The sequence below is a fragment of the Chitinibacter sp. SCUT-21 genome, assembly GCA_041874755.1.
In the GTDB taxonomy this organism is placed as follows: Bacteria; Pseudomonadota; Gammaproteobacteria; order Burkholderiales; family Chitinibacteraceae; genus Chitinibacter.
In genome coordinates, this window is record CP102611.1 from 674,806 (window position 1) to 691,467 (window position 16,662).

Below are 16,662 nucleotides of genomic sequence, written 5' to 3' on the forward strand. Positions count from 1 at the left end.
ATTTCGTAAGCGTTTGTCAGTAACATCCAACCAAAATTGGATATTTAGGACAAATGAATATGCTAATCCGGCAAAGAGGCTTTACGCTGATCGAGATGCTGATTACGATCACCATCTTGGGGATTTTGCTTGCTATCGCTGTACCGAGCTTTACCGATTGGCTCAATAGAAAACGAATCGATGGCGTAGCCAATGAATTTGCCAGCTTAATTCAGCTAGCGCGTAGCGAGTCAATTAAACAAAATAAAAAAATCTATATTCAGGCCACTCGCAGCGCAACCGATTGGAGCCTAATGGCAGCAACAACCTCAACTGCCTGCACAGCACTCACTGCCTGTGATTTACGCAGCATGCGTCTTGCTCAATATTCGAAGATTTCAATCAGCGACTGGGCTGCAGCAAGCAAAATCGGTATCAGTCCAAATCTAGATGGTAGCTTCATCAGCCCGATTGACTCTCTTTTCAGTTTTAACCCGCCTTCAACGACAGATGCACAATCAATCACTTTCGAAACTACAGGTTACCAGTTGCGAGTTTTAATTTCTCGCACCGGCAACACCACCATTTGCACCCCAAGCGGTCAGAAAACCATTGCAGGATACTCAACATGCCCAGCCTAATTCGCCAACAAGGCATTTCATTGATTGAGATTTTAGTCGCTCTTGCTATCGGTATTTTGCTACTTGGTGCAGCATCGAGTGTTGGTTTAACTAGCCTCTCATCGAGCAAAGACGGCATCATTAACAGCAATGCGCAGCAACAATTGCAAATCGTGATGAATTCTCTCACTCGCGAGCTGCGCCGCGCGGGTTACAGCAAAAGTGAAGAAACAATACAAACAGCGACTGGCTTTCGGAATATTGCTTTTTTAGATGGCAATAAATGTGCTGTGTTTCGCTATGATCGACTACCTGAAAGCGCATCAGCATTAAGCCCCCCAGGCGATGGGACACTTGTAAATGCTGAAGTACGCGGCATCCGATTGAGTGGCAATCAAATCAAAATCATCACTGCCGCCACCAGCACAAGCATGCCAACCTCATGTGATGACGCAGGAACTTGGGAAGATCTAAGCAATTCATCGCTAAAAATCACTGCGCTCACGCTCACTCCCCTCAAAGTAATGCTAATCGATGGCAGCGAAGTAATTGATCAAGTCACAGTGTCAATCACCGCGGAATCCAAAAGCACTCCAGTTCAAAATTTGAGCATCAGCGAAGTCGTTCAGCTTCGTAACCGCCCATTTGCCAATTAATCAGGACGCGACCATGCCACGTCAAATTCCAACTCAAGCGAAGCAGCAAGGCGTTGCCGCGCTAACGGTAACGATTTTATTAACTTTGATTGCAACGGTAGCAGCAGTCTATGCCAGTAAAAGTTCCTTAATCACACAAAAAGCAGCCGAAAATGGCTATCAAAATGTCCTTGCAATGCAAGCTGCAGAATTAGGGGCAACGGCAGTAACTAAACAGATAGAGGCCGATTTAACAGCATTAGCTGCCGCCCCTGCCCCACCCTCTCCACAGCCAGCAACCAACATTTTGATTAAATCATTGGGATCTGGGGGCGGAGGAGCAACCGGCTGCGCACTAAGTGGAGGAGCAATGTCCTCACCTTACGAGTTCAAAGCAGACTATGCCGGCACAGATCCGAAAGAATTTGACAGCACAAAATATGTGCAGGCCACAATTGACCCTGTTTCGGCAGTGACGAACGTTACACAAGGCGCGGGCTGGCGCGCTCAAGCAAAAATTGCCGATGGGTATCTTTACATCAAAGCCGAGGGCTGCGTTGGCAACACTGCAGCGTCTCCAGATATTTGTGCGGCCGAATCATTAGCCAAAGCAACGGTTCGGCGCACCATTAAACTGACAGGTTCAATTGCTCCAAGCAATAATGCTTTGAATATCCGCCGCTATATGGACACCAATTCAACCTTCAATTTAAGTACTTCGAGCCGCGTAAGCACCTCAGCACCGAGTTGTGGCGTTTTAATGGGTGATGGCGGAAAAACAACTGCGTGCACTGAAAATGAATCAGGTGCAAATCAAACTGGATGCTTAGTAATCGGGGCATCAATTAACAGCACAGGCAATCCTATTGGAAAAAAAGACCCTGCATTAAGCCTAATGAGCCCAGAAGACTATTTTAAGAGTTTCTCAGGCGGCCTCAGCAAAGCACAAATTAAGGCACTCAGCACAACGGTCACAACGCAAACTGAATTAACTAATGTACCTGCTTCCCAAAAATTTATTTGGTGGGAAGGCAATACAACAGGATTTACTGCACCAGCAGGGAAATACATTGTAATTAACGGCAATGTTACAGGGACTATTGCAGCTCAAAACGGATCATTTGTTTATATCGCGGGAAACGTTTTGCAAAATGGAGCCATTAATATCCAAGGCTCTGCTGCTGTAGAAGGCATCTGGGATCGCATACCCGGGGTTCCATATGAAGACCCCACTAAGCTAGGCGAAAAACCACCCGTAATGATTACACCTGCTGACGCATATTACGAATCAGCAGGTGTAACCAGAGGCCCGAATAGCAAAACTGACGGAGTAAACCCTGCCACGCGTGACACGCTTGCTGGAACAGGGAATTTGACTATTAGCTACGAAAAGACCAGCTTTGATCTACCACCAAGTGGCGGATTAATTTCACCCACAGGCTCTTGGATCGACTTTTAAGGGATAGGCAAAATGAAAAAAAATCTTGGCTTTAGCCTGCTGGAAATTTTAATTACGGTGATCATTCTTGCCGTCACCGCCCTTTTTCTAGCCAAGCTCAACGGCATTACCAACAAAGGCACTACCCACGCCAACGAACGGCAAGTGGCCACGCGTACCGCCGAAGGCATTATGGAAAGCTTGCGCCAGCAAGCTCGCTCCAGAGCCCCTTTATCGAGCACACCTATATTGAATGGCGTTACGTTTACGCGCGGAGCAGGCGCCAACCCTCTTTACACTGGCAGCTTTAACGGCCAAACCAGCAGCTATACTGCCAAACTGAGCTTTAACCCTAGCCCAAATTGGACTACCGATAACAGTACATTCTCCGCTCAAGTTCAGATCAGCTGGAAAGATCGCACCAATCAGGATCAGAATGTGGTCTTGGTTAGTAGCATTTATTTGGCACCACTCGCAGGCAATGACGTGGCAGCTCCAGCGATGCCAAGTTCACAGTGCAGATGGAGCGGTAACAAAGACTACCTCCAAGGCCGCTATATTATCCAAGAAGGTGCTGGTGGCCTAAATAATTCGCCTCCCGCGAGAGGGAAAAGCCATATTTATTACTGCACAGCAGAATCTGGATGTCCAAAAGTGATAGGACCACACAGACCCGCAGATTATCCAGGGGGTAAGTGGAAATACATTGGGGAGTTTGCTGTTGTTGAAATGCCCCCAGGCAATGCAGAATGCAAAGACTAGCTTTTCAAACCCACCACACAGCGATTAGATAGATCTCACCAAAAAAATAAATTTACTATTTAATAGCTACTCAAATAGATATGATCAGCTCATAATGAAGTCTTCTGACCCTCACCATTTCGAGGTAAAAATGTCAACTCAACTCAATTTCAATAAAGGCTTCACCCTGATAGAACTGATGATCGTCGTCGCCATCATCGGTATTTTGGCTGCAATTGCTTTGCCGTCTTATCAAGACTACGTCCGCAAATCACGCCGTACTGATGCAACGGTTGAAATCAGTAAAATCCAGCAAGCACAGGAAAAGTGGCGCGCAAATAATACAAGCTACACCACGAATTTAGGCACAGGCGGCCTTAATGTTACAAGTGGAGCCACCACAACAACAATGACGAGTGAAAATGGTTATTACACTCTTTCTATTGCTAAAGATGGTGCGACTTGCACAGGCACACCTGATGGGGCCACATACTGCATTAAGGCAGTAGCAGTTGCAGGTAAGACTCAGACTGCGGATAAAGTAGGATCACAGTCTTGTTCGACCTTATATATGCATATACTCAATGGCAATGCCACTGGAACCCCAACCGACTGCTGGGCCAAATAAGCCCCTGATAGCTATTTGCTGGCACACAGCGCTTTCAGCTGCTGCGTGCCTGCAGCACAAGGTTAGGCATCCTTTTTGCCGTTATAAGTTTTTTCCTTGATCATCACCCTTTTCTTAACCTTGCCAGAGCATCGGCCATTGCCGAATTTACTGGTGCAGACTCCCTCCCAGCCCGCTCTGGCGCACGTAACGGCTTAGCTTCCCGATTCACAGGTTTTGCCCCATCATTCAAACGCATCGTCAGCGCAATTCGCTTGCGCGGCACGTCGACTTCGAGCACTTTCACCTTAACAATCTGCCCTGCCTTTACCACGGCGTGCGGGTCTTTGACGAAAGTGTTGGCGAGCATCGAGATATGCACCAAACCATCTTGATGCACGCCGATGTCGACGAAGGCGCCGAAGTTGGTGACGTTGCTGACGACGCCTTCGAGCACCATACCAAGCTGCAAATCGCTGATTTTCTCGATGCCCGCAGCAAAGGTCGCAGTTTTAAATTCGGGGCGTGGATCGCGGCCGGGTTTTTCCAGCTCGGTCAGAATGTCTTTGACGGTCGGCACGCCAAATTGCGCATCGGCCAGCGTTTCAGGCTGCACCGCTTGCAGCGCGGCTTTGTCGCCCATCGTCGCGCGTAAATCTTTGCCGAGTTTGGCGAGCAATTTTTCAACCACCGGATACGCTTCGGGGTGAACGGCGGAAGCGTCGAGCGGGTTATCGCCGCCCATAATGCGCAAAAAGCCAGCCGCCAGCTCAAAGGTTTTGCCGCCCAAGCGCGGCACTTTCAGCAGCGCTTTGCGATTTTTAAACGCACCATACTCATCACGGTATGCAACTACATTGCTTGCCAGCACTGGGCTTAGGCCCGATACCCTAGCGAGCAAAGCCGCCGATGCGGTATTCACATCGACGCCAACGGCATTGACGCAATCTTCGACCACCGCGTCGAGCATGCGCGCCAGATCATTTTGGTTCACGTCGTGCTGATACTGGCCGACGCCAATCGCTTTCGGGTCGATCTTCACCAGCTCAGCCAGCGGGTCTTGCAAACGACGCGCAATCGACACCGCGCCGCGCAGCGAGACATCGAGCTGCGGGAATTCTTTGGCCGCCAATTCAGAGGCCGAATACACCGAAGCGCCAGCTTCGGAGACGACGACTTTGGTCGGTTTCTTGCCGGAAATTTGCGAAATCAACTCAGTCGCTAGCTGCTCGGTTTCGCGGCTGGCCGTGCCATTGCCGATCGCGATCAGCTCTACACCGTGCTTATCGCACAGCACTTTCAGCGTATGCAGTGATTTATCCCAATCGCGGCGCGGCTCGTGCGGATAAATGGTATCGGTCGCCAATAATTTGCCCGTTGCATCGACGACGGCGACTTTGACACCGGTGCGCAGACCCGGATCGAGCCCCAAGGTGCAGCGCGGGCCTGCCGGTGCTGCGAGCAGCAAGTCTTTCAGGTTGCGCGAAAAGACCTTGATCGCATCAAGTTCAGCGCGCTCGCGCGCGGCGGTGATCAGCTCGTTTTCCAGCGAGACGCCGAGTTTGCTGCGCCATGCGGCGCGCACCGTGTCGCCGAGCCAAGCATCGGCGTAATTGGCGCTAATGCCGACGTGGCGCGCGATGCGTTGCTCGGCAGAACTCCAGATTTTGCTACGTGGCCCGTTTTCAATTTCTTCCGGCAAAGCGATCGCGATACTGAGTAATTTTTCATTCGCGCCGCGCAATACCGCCAGCACGCGGTGCGACGGCATTGCGGCCCATTTCTCGGCAAAATCAAAATAATCGGCGAACTTGGCTGCGGCGGCCTCTTGCCCTTTCACCACCTTGCTGGTGACCAAACCATTGCTCTGTAAATGGCTGCGCAGCTGGCCGATCAGCGCGGCGTCTTCGCCCCAGCTCTCTAATAAAATTGCACGAGCACCTTCGAGCACTGCTTTGGTGTCGGCAAAACCATCGCAAATGAAGCCAGCGGCCAGTGCTTCTGGGTCTTGCTGCGGGTGTTTTAATAATTTCTCCGCCAGCGCCGCCAAACCTGCTTCACGCGCGATCTGCGCCTTGGTGCGGCGCTTTTGCTTGTACGGCAGGTAGAGGTCTTCCAGCGTTTGCTTGTTGTCGGCGTTGTCCAGCTGAGCGCGCAGCGCGACAGTCATTTGGCCCTGCTCTTCAATCGCCGTGATAATGCTGGCGCGGCGCTCGGCGAGTTCACGTAAATAGCGCAGCCGCTCTGACAACAACCGCAACTGACCATCGTCCAAGCCTCCGGTTACTTCTTTGCGATAGCGGGCGATAAATGGGACTGTTGCCCCTTCATCGAGCAAAGCGATGGCGGCGGTCACTTGCGCCGATTTACAGTTGAGTTCTTGGGCGAGGCGTTGGATCAGTTGCGACATGGGCTGTGTTCAGATTCATCAAGGTTTGGCATTGTACCCATGCCACTTTGAATTCGTCATGGCATAATCACCGTCCGCAGCGGCAAACGATGACGGTATACAGATGACGGTGATTGCAGTTTTTAATCAAAAAGGTGGCGTCGGTAAAACCACGGTGAGCGCCAATCTGGCCGCGACTTTGGTGCAAAATGGCATCGCGCCCTTGGTGATTGATTTAGACCCGCAAGCGCACCTCACCGCCACATGGGGGCTCAAACCGCGCGCCAGCGAAACGATGTATCGTTTCTATCAAGGCACCTCGCCACTGACTGATCTGATCCAAACTTCGGGCCCTGGCATTCATTTCATCCCATCGCACCTTGAATTGGCACGGGTTGATTCGCAGCTGGGCAAGCATCGCGATCATTTATGGCGGCTAAAACTGGCACTAGAAGCTGAAATGCTGGCGGGCAGCGGTACGCCAATTATCATCGACTGTAGTCCAATGCTGGGGGTATTATCGTTTTCGGCCCTGCTGGCTGCGGATTTGATCCTAATACCTGTCGCGGCCGAATTCTTAGCTTTAAACGGCGCTTGCATGCTTGAACGCACGCTATTTGGTTTGGAGAAATTGGATCGTCGGCGCGAGCGGCGCTATTTGCTAAATCGCTTTAAAGATGGGCATGAAACGCACGAGAAAGTGCGTGCGCAGTTGCACAAGCATTTCCCGCGCGAGCTACTGAACACCATTATCCACGAAAATGACGATATTATGGCCGCCGTTGGCGACAATTTGGACGTCTTTAGCTACGCACCCGATAGCTCGGCGGGCACTGATTTTAGCTTTTTGCTTGATGAACTAATCGAAAAGGGCCTGATCGCAATCGAAGATTAACTGTTGCATAGCAGCAATCAGATCCGACCGTAGATATAAAACCACTTGCGGCGCACGCATCTTGGGCTAAACCTAAAGTTATTGATTATTCATCATAACTTGGAGCGACAGATGAAAACTCTTGCGCTATCTTTTGCAGCCACCACCCTGTTTCTTGCCCAACCCAGTTTTGCCGGCGTGTTTGACGTGAGCGCCACGATGAATGGCGTCACCGCATCGGAGAGTTTTGATAATGCGGAAGACGCTATCAAAATCATGAATTCCAGCAGCCTTAACCAGCTTTACAACAATTACACTGGCGTCGAAGCGGTAGATACCAGCCTGAATTTTCGCGGGATACCGATTCAACTGGCGTATCCAACAACTAACCAAACAACGCTCACACTCAACATCCCCAGTATCGGCGTGAGCCAATCGTTTACTGGCGCAACGCGTGATGAAAGCCAAGCACTGCTCGAAGACTATTTAAAAAACAATCCCGATCTATTGAATAAATTTCTGAAAGAAAGCGTCAAAAGCTCTCCGGTAGATCCACTAGCGGGCAACCCCAATAGCTTGATGAGTAAATCGGTGGTGAATGATGCCAACTTGATGTGGTTTGGCTCGCAAGGTATTGGCTCGGCCGATGATAATAATCAATTTGGTATCGGCATCAATTACAGCCGCTTTGTTAGTGATCAATTTGGCGACGCCAAATCAATGAGCAGCGATAGCTTCTCGGTGCCACTCAGTTACTCGCACCAGTTTGCCGAGCCTAACCATGAATTACTGGTCAATATCCCCTTAGGCTATACCACTGTGGAAGGATCGAAAGCCTATGACGGCAGTATTAGTTTTATTTACCGCCGCCCTGTTTTAAGCAACTGGATACTTTCTGCTGCAGGCGCAGCGCGCGCCACGGGCTCGACCGATCTGGCTGGCGGCGGCTGGATGGCATCGGGCGCACTAGGCTCAACGTTTAATTTTGGCGGCGAAAACTGGAACCTCACCGTAGCCAATATGGTGGGCTATTACAAAGCAATGAAGGTGAAATACGACAACACCAGCGTCGATCCGGGCATTTCCAATACCGCGTTTCGCAATGGCCTCTTGTTTTCCATGGATAGCAATTTATCCATCGCCGATGCGCCACTTAGCTGGGAAGCTTTTGTCATCGATACCCGCTACACCGGCACCGAGCTTTTTAGCAATTACCAAGACGAATTTGGCATTACCTTTGGCACCAAGCGCAGCCTACTATCACGCGAAGCAGATTTTAGGGTCGGCTTTACTTATTTAATTGGTGAAAATGTAGATGGCTTTAAAGCCAATTTTGGTACTTGGTTTTAGTCCAATTTAATCACAATCCGCATCTCAATCGCTTCAACGCTTGGCCTTGATTTTGCTTTAATAGCAACAAGGCCAAGTAATGATGAGGTGAATCATGGCAAACAACCCGTTGATCATCGGGCAAGTTGCACAGCAAATTGCCAACTTTAAAACACAGGCATTGGGCGAGATTCAATCTGGCAAAGCGTTTGACATAGCCGCTCTTGCCAGTGAGTATATCTCTACACAGCAAACCCAAAGCACACTAGCGAGCAATACAGCGCAGGGTATTATCGCAATCAGTGCCATTGGCCGCAATATGGCGCTACCCGATCCAGAAAGCGCTTATAAAATGATGTCGCATATTAATCAGCTTGGCGTGCTGTATCCGGCTCAATCAGCCAGATTATCCGAAATGCAAAGTGGCGTGCAGCAACTAGCGGAGGTGACAAAACAGCTGCAAGGCATTAATGCGGCGGCAGATTTTGCCAGCGTTAAAAAGCAGCTACAAAACTTTGCCGACCAATACAATCAATGGCGGCTTCAGTTTAACGACGACGTGCAAGACCCGGAGCTACTCGCCGACACACAAGCCGCGCATATGGCGCGTTACGAATTGGCGCAAAGCATTAGTAGCCCGTTTCATGGCGCGCAACAAGGCATACAGGGCATGGCAGCCTTGGGGCTAACTATCGACCCGGTGACGCAAATGGCCAAAGTGGATGTGGCTCAATTGGAACAAGCCTGGGGCCAACCCGGCGCCGTCGGTGCAATCAACGAATTTGCCGCGCATTTTTCCCGCAGCGCCTCGATGCTGACCGAGCAAAATAATTTCTTCGCCAAGCAGCAAGCCAATTTAGCGCGCGTGATCGACTATATGGATGACAATAAAACCAAACTTCAGCAAGAATTTGGCTTGGGCGATCCGCCACAGGTATCCGCCAAAATCGCGCAAGCCTACGCTGATTATCAGCACAGGCACGGTTTGCTCTAACACACCAAAAAAATTATCCCAGTCAGGCAGTAGAACGCAGCTTTATGATCCTACGTAAAAAACTGAGGATTGGTTCGGATTTTGCGAATGGTTTTCAATATGTGATTGAAATATTATGGTAAGTAGGCAGTTAGCATTATTCAAAGCGCAACCATCTCAATTAATCAGGTTTAAATCATGGCTAAATATCAATTTTTCCAGTTATCTGAAAATGGCGCAAAACAAGTACGATTCCTGAGAAGTGATCGGGAAGATTTTCTTCAAGCAAAAGAAATATTACTGCAGCAAGGTTTTGAAGTGATTGGCGATATGATTTATGCCAGCAATGATCAAGAAGCGATTGATCATTTCAATCAAGGAATGATTTACCCCTTATCGGAATACAATAAATCATATGGCATGGGCGGTCTGTTTTATTTTGTGAAGGGTATTTACGAAGAAATCCGAGATTTTTATCGCCGCCGCACAAGCCCTTCACACAAACACTAGGCCTTACATTCACGCCAATATGTTTTTGATTTTCAAAGCAATAAAACAAGCCTACGCGGCACATTCGCGTAGGCTTTTGATTTTAAAACTTCAAACTTGCACCTGAACTCGCTGCGCCACAACGCGCACCGCAAAACTCGCTACTGATTTCTCAACGTTCTCATTGCACACGCCATCACTCAAGCGAAAGCGTTGTTTCTTGAGTGGACTGGCCACCCACAGCTCGCCGCCGTGTTCGGCGATTAGCCCGCGCGAGAGCACGCTGGCGCCAGCGAATGGGTCAATATTGTCGAGTGCGTACAGCGTTTCGTCGTTGCGTGGGCGGAAAATCGCCACTTGTTGCTCGCCAAGCAAGGCGCAAACGCCGGTGCCGGGCAGAATATCGGCCACATTACAGACATCATTCCATTGCATTTTGTTCTCCCCTTACACCGTCGCGACGACTTTAATTGGAATGATTTTGCGCTCGGCCACTTGCGCTGGGCGTTTTTGCTCGCGCGCTGGCACGAATTGCACATTCGGGTCACGCTGATCGCTATTGATAAAGTGCGCAAAACGTTGATGCTGCTGCACATCATCCACCGTTTTTTGCCATTCGCACTCGTAATCGGCGCGCAACTGCGCCATATCGGTTTCCAGCTGTTCGGCAATGCCAAGCGCATCGTCGACAATCACCGAGCGCAGGTAATCCAAGCCGCCTTCCATATTCATCAACCAGCTGGCGGTGCGCTGCAACTTATCGGCGGTGCGAATGTAGAACATCATAAAGCGATCGAGGTAGCGCAATAAGGTATCGCGATCCAAATCGGCCGCCAGCAAATCGGCGTGGCGCGGCTTCATGCCGCCATTGCCGCACACGTACAAATTCCAGCCCGCGTCGGTGGCGATAATGCCGACGTCTTTGCCCTGCGCCTCGGCGCATTCGCGCGTGCAACCCGACACGCCAAACTTCATTTTGTGCGGCGTGCGTATGCCTTTGTAGCGATGCTCCAGCTCAACGCCGAAACCCACGCTGTCTTGCACGCCAAACCGGCACCACGTGCTGCCGACGCAGGTTTTCACCATGCGCAACGCTTTGGCGTAGGCTTGACCGGTTTCAAAACCGGCATCGATCAGCCGCGACCAAATCACCGGCAAATCGCCTTTGTGCGCGCCAAACAAGCCAATACGCTGCGCACCGGTAACCTTGGTATAGAGCTGAAAGTCTTTTGCTACTTGGGCTAGCGCTAGCAACCCCTCTGGGGTAACTTCGCCACCAGGCATGCGCGGAATCACCGAGTAGGTGCCGTCTTTTTGCATATTGCCCAAGAAAATATCGTTGGTGTCTTGCAACGGTGTGTGCGCAGGCTCAAGCACATATTCGCCCCATGCGCTGGCCAGAATCGACGCAACCGTTGGTTTACACACTTCACAGCCGTAACCGTGGCCAAATTTTGCAATCGCCTCGTCAAAGGTTTTGACGCCAGCAACTTTAATCTGGTGATACAGCGCTTGGCGCGAATGCGGGAAGTGTTCGCACAAATGGTTTTTGACTTCCACACCATTGCGCGCGAGTTCAGCATTGAGCACTTGACTAATCAGCGGCACACAGCCGCCACAGCCCGTTCCAGCGCCAGTTTCGGCCTTGATCGCCGCCAGCGTGTGATGCCCCGCCGCTACGGCGTCGGCAATTTTTTGTTTACTGACGTCAAAACACGAGCAAATCACCGCTGACGCGGGCAAGGCATCGACGCCCAAAGCCGGTTTTGCGCCAGCGTACGATGGCAAGATCAATGAATCTGGGTGCTCTGGCACCGGCAGGCCATTGAGCTTCATTTGCAGCAATTGGCCGTAATCGTCGACGTCACCAACCAACACCGCGCCGAGCAAGGTCGCACCATCGGCTGAGACGACGATTTTTTTGTAAATACCGGCCTGATCGTCTTGGAATACATAGCTGTGGCTACCGCTGGTTTTACCGTGCGCGTCGCCAATACTGCCGACCGACACGCCAAGCAGTTTGAGCTTGGCGCTCATATCGGCGCCAGTGAAGGCATTGTCGCGGCCGAGTAAATGATCGACGGTGACTTGCGCCATTTTGTAACCGGGCGCCACCAGGCCAAAATACTGGCCTTGCCACGACGCGCACTCGCCGATCGCGTACACATCGGGCTCTGAAGTTTGGCATTGATCGTTAATCACGACACCACCGCGCTCGGCCACCGCCAATTGGCTGTAGCGCGCCAGCGTGTCTTGCGGGCGGATGCCGGTAGAGAACACGATCAGATCGACTTCGAGTTGGCTGCCATCGGCAAAATCGAGCCGATGTGCGGCGGATTTACCGCCGTGCATCGTAATCTGGCGCGTGTCTTTGCCGGTGTGAACGCTAACGCCCATCGCGGTGATTTTACGGCGTAGCATTTCTCCGCCCATGCGATCGAGCTGCTCGGCCATTAGCACCGGCGCGTATTCGATCACGTGGGTATTTAGCCCCAAGGCCTTTAGCGCGCCCGCCGCTTCCAAACCCAGCAGGCCGCCGCCGATGACGACGCCGCTTTTGGCTTTCTTCGCGGCGGTTTCAATGGCGTTTAAATCATCAATCGTGCGATAAACAAAACATTCATGGTGCGCGCTGCCGTTAATCGGCGGCACCCACGGCGACGAGCCGGTAGCGAGAATCAGTTTGTCGTAGGGGCGAGTTGTGCCTTTGTTCGAAACGACTTGCTTATTGGCGGTGTCGATTTGTTTAACCGCTTCGCCGACCAACACCTCGATGCCATTTTTTTCAAAAAAGCCCGGTTTGACCAAAGATAAGTCTTCATCGGTGTGGTGCGAGAAGTAGGACGACAGATGCACGCGATCGTAGGCCAAGCGCGGCTCGGCGCAAAATACGCAGATTTGATACTGGGCGGCATCGGCCTTATCGCACAACTCTTCTAAAAATCGGTGCCCCACCATGCCGTTACCGACGACGACGATACGGGTTTTGCTCATTTCCCACTCCTTGCGCCCCAAGGCGTTTGCTACAAACTATTCTTAAACACAAATCAATTAATATTCTGGCAAGTATTGCCATGCAGCTCTTTTTAAAATTGGGCTACATGGCAATACCCATCAAGTCTTTAGCACGGCAATTGCGCTTTTGGTTTGGCGTAGAAGTGCCAAGTCATCCACACGCAACTAATGTAAAAGGCGATAAACACATACAGAGCCAGCTCTGGGCCACCCGTAGACTTAATCGACAGGCCAAAACTTTGCGGAATAAAGAAGCCGCCGTAAGCACCAATCGCACTGATAAAGCCCGCCGCCGCTGCCGATTCTTGCAAGCCACGGCCATGCGCGGCTTTTTGCGCAGCTTCATCGCCGTCCGCCGTAACCTCACGCATGCAAACGGTGGAGAAAATGGTCGGGATCATTTTATAAGTCGAACCATTACCCAAACCGGCGCAAGTAAACAGCACCAAGAACATCGCAAAGAAACCGGGCCACGAGCCGCCGCTCAATTGGCCATCTGCGCCCAATGTTGGCAGACAAGCCAGCACGCCGAGTACGCCTAAAGCCATGCCGACGAACACGCCCAAGGTCACTTTCGCACCGCCGAATTTGTCCGAAATAATCCCGCCCACCGGACGAATCAGCGCGCCAATCAAAGGGCCGAGGAAGGCGTATTTCATCACCGGCACTTCGGGAAACAGCGTTTTGGTCAGCAAGGCAAACGCACCGGCAAAACCGATAAAGCTGCCAAAAGTGCCGATGTACAACCAGCACATCAGCCAATTGTGTTTACGGCGGAAAATCACCGCTTGCTGGCCAAAGGACGAGCGCGCTTCGGCGATATCGTTCATACCAAACCACGCCGCGAGCGCGGCAATCGCAATCAGTGGCACCCACATAAAGCCGGCGTTTTGCAGCCAGATGCTGTGTTCGCTGCCCTCTTTGATAAAGCTTTGCGCCTCGCCACCAAACGCACCAAACAGCGGCAAAGTAATCGCCAGCGGGATCAGCAATTGCGCCAGCGACACGCCCAAATTACCAAAGCCCGCATTGAGGCCATTGGCGGCGCCTTTTTTGGCTGCGGGGAAAAAGTAACCGATATTGGCCATCGAGCTGGCAAAGTTGCCGCTACCCAAACCGCACAGCAGCGCAATCGTCAGTAGCGTGCCGTACGAGGTGCTAGGGTCTTGTACGGCAAAACCGAGCCAAGTGGCGGGGATTAATAACAGCGCAGTAGAAAAAGTCGTCCATTTACGGCCGCCAAAACGTGCGGGCATAAATGAATAAAAAATGCGTAATGTGGCGCCGGATAATTGCGGCAAGGCGGTCAGCATAAAGAGCTGGCCTTTGGTGAAATTAAAGCCGGCTGAATTGATATTGAGCGCGACCACGCTCCATAACACCGAGATCACAAAACCCAGCGTTAAGCACGGAATTGAAATCATTAAATTGCGCTTGGCAATGGATTGGCCGCTGGCCTGCCAAAATGTGGGATTTTCTGGTTCCCATTGAGTTAATACCGCTGCTCTCGCCATGTTTCTATCCCCTGTTAACGCGCCAAAATTGGAAATTTCAGCGTAATGGGGATGACTATACGGCAAATGAACTAGGCCAAAATCGCCAAAACAGTGCTAATCTACCCCCAAAGAACTAGACCGAACACATCAAAATCCGCCACAAAAATTGTGGCAAATTTATTTTCATAAAAATTTATGCTTATTTTTCAATCCACTAATCATCTACCCCTGCGGGGTAGCCAACTACCCCATTGGGATTAAGCAAAACTCATATCCGATTTGCATGGTGTTTGATGTTGCACAAACTCGATTGGGCAAAACGCCACTGCTGCGCTTGCCGATCGGGTTTGCTTAGAGGCAATGGCAAACCACGCAACACCTGCTTGGCATTAGATCAGCGAAATGCAGCTTTACGGCATAATTGCTAAGTTTCTTACTCAAACCCATTGATGTTATGACTAGATTGATCGGCATTGGCCGCGCTGTGGGAGTACTATTTTTCAGCGCCGTACTGGCGGGTTGCGTCAATTATGGTGAGTTTCAGCGCTTTAAGCAGCTCAATTATGGCTATGGCTACTACACCGGTTACTCAGTGAAGGCGGTTTCGACTGAAGGGACGAACCGCTACGTGATTTACTACTTGGGCGGCACGATGGCCACGGGGCGCAATTGGCTGGATTTTTATACGCTCGTGGGCGCGTTTGAAACCGGACAGCGTCTTGGGTTTCAGTGCATGGATGTGCGCTGGAAAGGTGGCTACCAGCCCTTGCAACTCGCAGACGGCCCACCTACGGCTTGGCGCACGATTGAATATCGCACTGATCCTTGCCTGAGTAATCCAGTGCAAAAAGTTTACGCGATCAGTGATTTACCCCAAATTCTGCGCCAAGGTGTGCGCACTGTTGATATTGAAGCGAGCCAAACATGGGACTAAATATCATGTTGGTCAGTGTGCTGCTGACCGTATCTAGCGTGGCCTCAGCGGGGCTATTGAATGCTTTTCGCGGTGATCCACCAGTGCCTAAAGGTGCACTCAAGGTGGTTGATTTTCCTTCAAATGGCATATGCCACTGGCTAGATGACGCCACTCTTTTGTGTAATTACTGGCGTAAAGATTTAAAGCTGGACGGCGATCCGGTTGCTTTTGTAACGATTGAGCACCGAATTGATGAAGGCATTCAAATTCAGCATCCTCAGCTAGATGGTAGTTTGCTGAAATGTGTCGATCCAAAATCGCGTCGAGTGCAAATTGATTTAAAACGTAAAGGACTCAAGCAATATCAAGACAAGTATGCCATGGGGATCTGGGGGCAGCCCTTGCAGGAGTATCAACCTTTTCGCAAGGAAGAACGCCCAGGGTGGGTTTCGACTGAATGGGGCTACATCAATCCGTTTTCTTGCCAGTACTATGCAGACCTACCCACATCGGGTTTGGAATACGAGCCCGGTCGGTTTGGTTTGATGCTCTATGAAGACGATGGCGTCTTGTCTAAAGGCGAATGGACAGAGGCTCGTAATTATAAAAAATGGAAGGAAGAAAATCCAAATCCGAAACGGGGCTATACCAAAGTGATGCTGGAAGATGAGCGGGTGAGTAATTCTGCCGCAATTTTCCCGATGCGCTGGCTCAAGCAAGGCTATTTGGTTTTCAATCGTCTTTCAGCAGGCGCCCTTTGGGCTGATGAGAACCCACAGCAAATCTGGCTCCTATCAGAGGGAAAGCTGCAGAAACAATTCCCAATTATGCGTCCAGAACAGCCTAGCGATTGGAGTCCAGCCAAACGCGGATGGTCGGATAGAGGGAATAGTTTCAAACCACTTCGAAGCGGAATGCTGATCTCCTTGAATTTACCCCCATTTAACTGGAATGGGCTTTATTTGGCACCGTTTGGTACCCCCGAGAAAGCCATCAAACTCAGCGATGCGGTGAGCAGTACGATGCTGGTGTCGCCCAACGGCTGCCGCGTGTTATTGGGTATGCAATGGCCCGATTTGGCAGGCAAGCAAGAATACGCCACCGTCAAACTCAAAGTAGTGGATTTTTGTAAGGGTGACGAATAACTCCTCAGCATTGACT

The 16,662-nt window shown here is 50.8% G+C and carries 15 protein-coding genes; 11 read left to right on the forward strand and 4 right to left on the reverse strand.

The window, feature by feature from the left end; genetic code table 11:
• Positions 1 to 53 precede the first annotated feature (53 nt).
• From NT239_03130 to NT239_03150, 5 genes are all read left to right on the forward strand, one after another.
• Positions 54 to 620: a GspH/FimT family pseudopilin gene (locus tag NT239_03130; protein ID XGA71851.1), complete on the forward strand. Its 567-nt coding sequence runs from the start codon at positions 54 to 56 to the stop codon at positions 618 to 620.
• Complete coding sequence (locus NT239_03135; protein XGA71852.1) at positions 608 to 1,255, forward strand: prepilin-type N-terminal cleavage/methylation domain-containing protein; 648 nt, start codon at positions 608 to 610, stop codon at positions 1,253 to 1,255. Before NT239_03130 ends, NT239_03135 begins: the two co-directional genes overlap by 13 nt.
• A gap of 13 nt (positions 1,256 to 1,268) precedes the next feature.
• Entirely contained in the window at positions 1,269 to 2,693 is a 1,425-nt protein-coding gene (locus NT239_03140; GenBank protein ID XGA71853.1) for a hypothetical protein, read from the forward strand.
• A 12-nt stretch (positions 2,694 to 2,705) separates the two neighbouring features.
• A complete protein-coding gene (locus NT239_03145) occupies positions 2,706 to 3,434 on the forward strand; it encodes a prepilin-type N-terminal cleavage/methylation domain-containing protein (protein XGA71854.1) in 729 nt (242 codons plus the stop codon).
• 130 nt (positions 3,435 to 3,564) lie between these two features.
• Positions 3,565 to 4,041: a prepilin-type N-terminal cleavage/methylation domain-containing protein gene (locus tag NT239_03150; protein ID XGA71855.1), complete on the forward strand. Its 477-nt coding sequence runs from the start codon at positions 3,565 to 3,567 to the stop codon at positions 4,039 to 4,041.
• A 103-nt stretch (positions 4,042 to 4,144) separates the two neighbouring features.
• Here the strand turns inward: NT239_03150 and NT239_03155 are convergent, their stop codons facing one another.
• Positions 4,145 to 6,430, reverse strand: coding sequence for an RNA-binding transcriptional accessory protein (locus tag NT239_03155; GenBank protein ID XGA71856.1), 2,286 nt, complete (start codon positions 6,428 to 6,430; stop codon positions 4,145 to 4,147).
• A 103-nt stretch (positions 6,431 to 6,533) separates the two neighbouring features.
• Here NT239_03155 and NT239_03160 point away from each other — a divergent pair, with 103 nt between their 5' ends.
• The 4 genes from NT239_03160 to NT239_03175 all read left to right on the forward strand — a co-directional run bounded on the left by NT239_03160 (position 6,534) and on the right by NT239_03175 (position 10,095).
• A complete protein-coding gene (locus NT239_03160; protein ID XGA71857.1) occupies positions 6,534 to 7,304 on the forward strand; it encodes a ParA family protein in 771 nt (256 codons plus the stop codon).
• Between the two features lie 111 nt (positions 7,305 to 7,415).
• Positions 7,416 to 8,633 (forward strand): hypothetical protein, encoded by a 1,218-nt coding sequence (locus NT239_03165; protein XGA71858.1) that lies wholly within the window; start codon positions 7,416 to 7,418, stop codon positions 8,631 to 8,633.
• 94 nt (positions 8,634 to 8,727) lie between these two features.
• Positions 8,728 to 9,606 carry a hypothetical protein gene (locus NT239_03170; GenBank protein ID XGA71859.1) on the forward strand — a complete coding sequence of 293 codons (879 nt, stop codon included), beginning with the start codon at positions 8,728 to 8,730 and terminating at the stop codon, positions 9,604 to 9,606.
• 177 nt (positions 9,607 to 9,783) lie between these two features.
• Complete coding sequence (locus NT239_03175) at positions 9,784 to 10,095, forward strand: hypothetical protein (GenBank protein XGA71860.1); 312 nt, start codon at positions 9,784 to 9,786, stop codon at positions 10,093 to 10,095.
• Between the two features lie 90 nt (positions 10,096 to 10,185).
• Here NT239_03175 and nirD read toward each other — a convergent pair whose 3' ends face one another.
• The 3 genes from nirD to NT239_03190 form a co-directional block, all read right to left on the reverse strand.
• Positions 10,186 to 10,509, reverse strand: a complete 324-nt coding sequence (gene nirD / locus NT239_03180; GenBank protein ID XGA71861.1) for a nitrite reductase small subunit NirD — start codon at positions 10,507 to 10,509, stop codon at positions 10,186 to 10,188.
• A 12-nt stretch (positions 10,510 to 10,521) separates the two neighbouring features.
• Positions 10,522 to 13,068 carry a nitrite reductase large subunit NirB gene (gene nirB / locus NT239_03185; GenBank protein ID XGA71862.1) on the reverse strand — a complete coding sequence of 849 codons (2,547 nt, stop codon included), beginning with the start codon at positions 13,066 to 13,068 and terminating at the stop codon, positions 10,522 to 10,524.
• A 128-nt stretch (positions 13,069 to 13,196) separates the two neighbouring features.
• Complete coding sequence (locus NT239_03190) at positions 13,197 to 14,603, reverse strand: MFS transporter (protein XGA71863.1); 1,407 nt, start codon at positions 14,601 to 14,603, stop codon at positions 13,197 to 13,199.
• A 436-nt stretch (positions 14,604 to 15,039) separates the two neighbouring features.
• Between NT239_03190 and NT239_03195 the strand changes: the two genes are divergently transcribed.
• Together NT239_03195 and NT239_03200 are read left to right on the forward strand one after the other, a co-directional pair.
• A complete protein-coding gene (locus NT239_03195; GenBank protein XGA71864.1) occupies positions 15,040 to 15,519 on the forward strand; it encodes a hypothetical protein in 480 nt (159 codons plus the stop codon).
• Entirely contained in the window at positions 15,510 to 16,646 is a 1,137-nt protein-coding gene (locus NT239_03200) for a hypothetical protein (GenBank protein XGA71865.1), read from the forward strand. Before NT239_03195 ends, NT239_03200 begins: the two co-directional genes overlap by 10 nt.
• Positions 16,647 to 16,662: the final 16 nt, after the last annotated feature.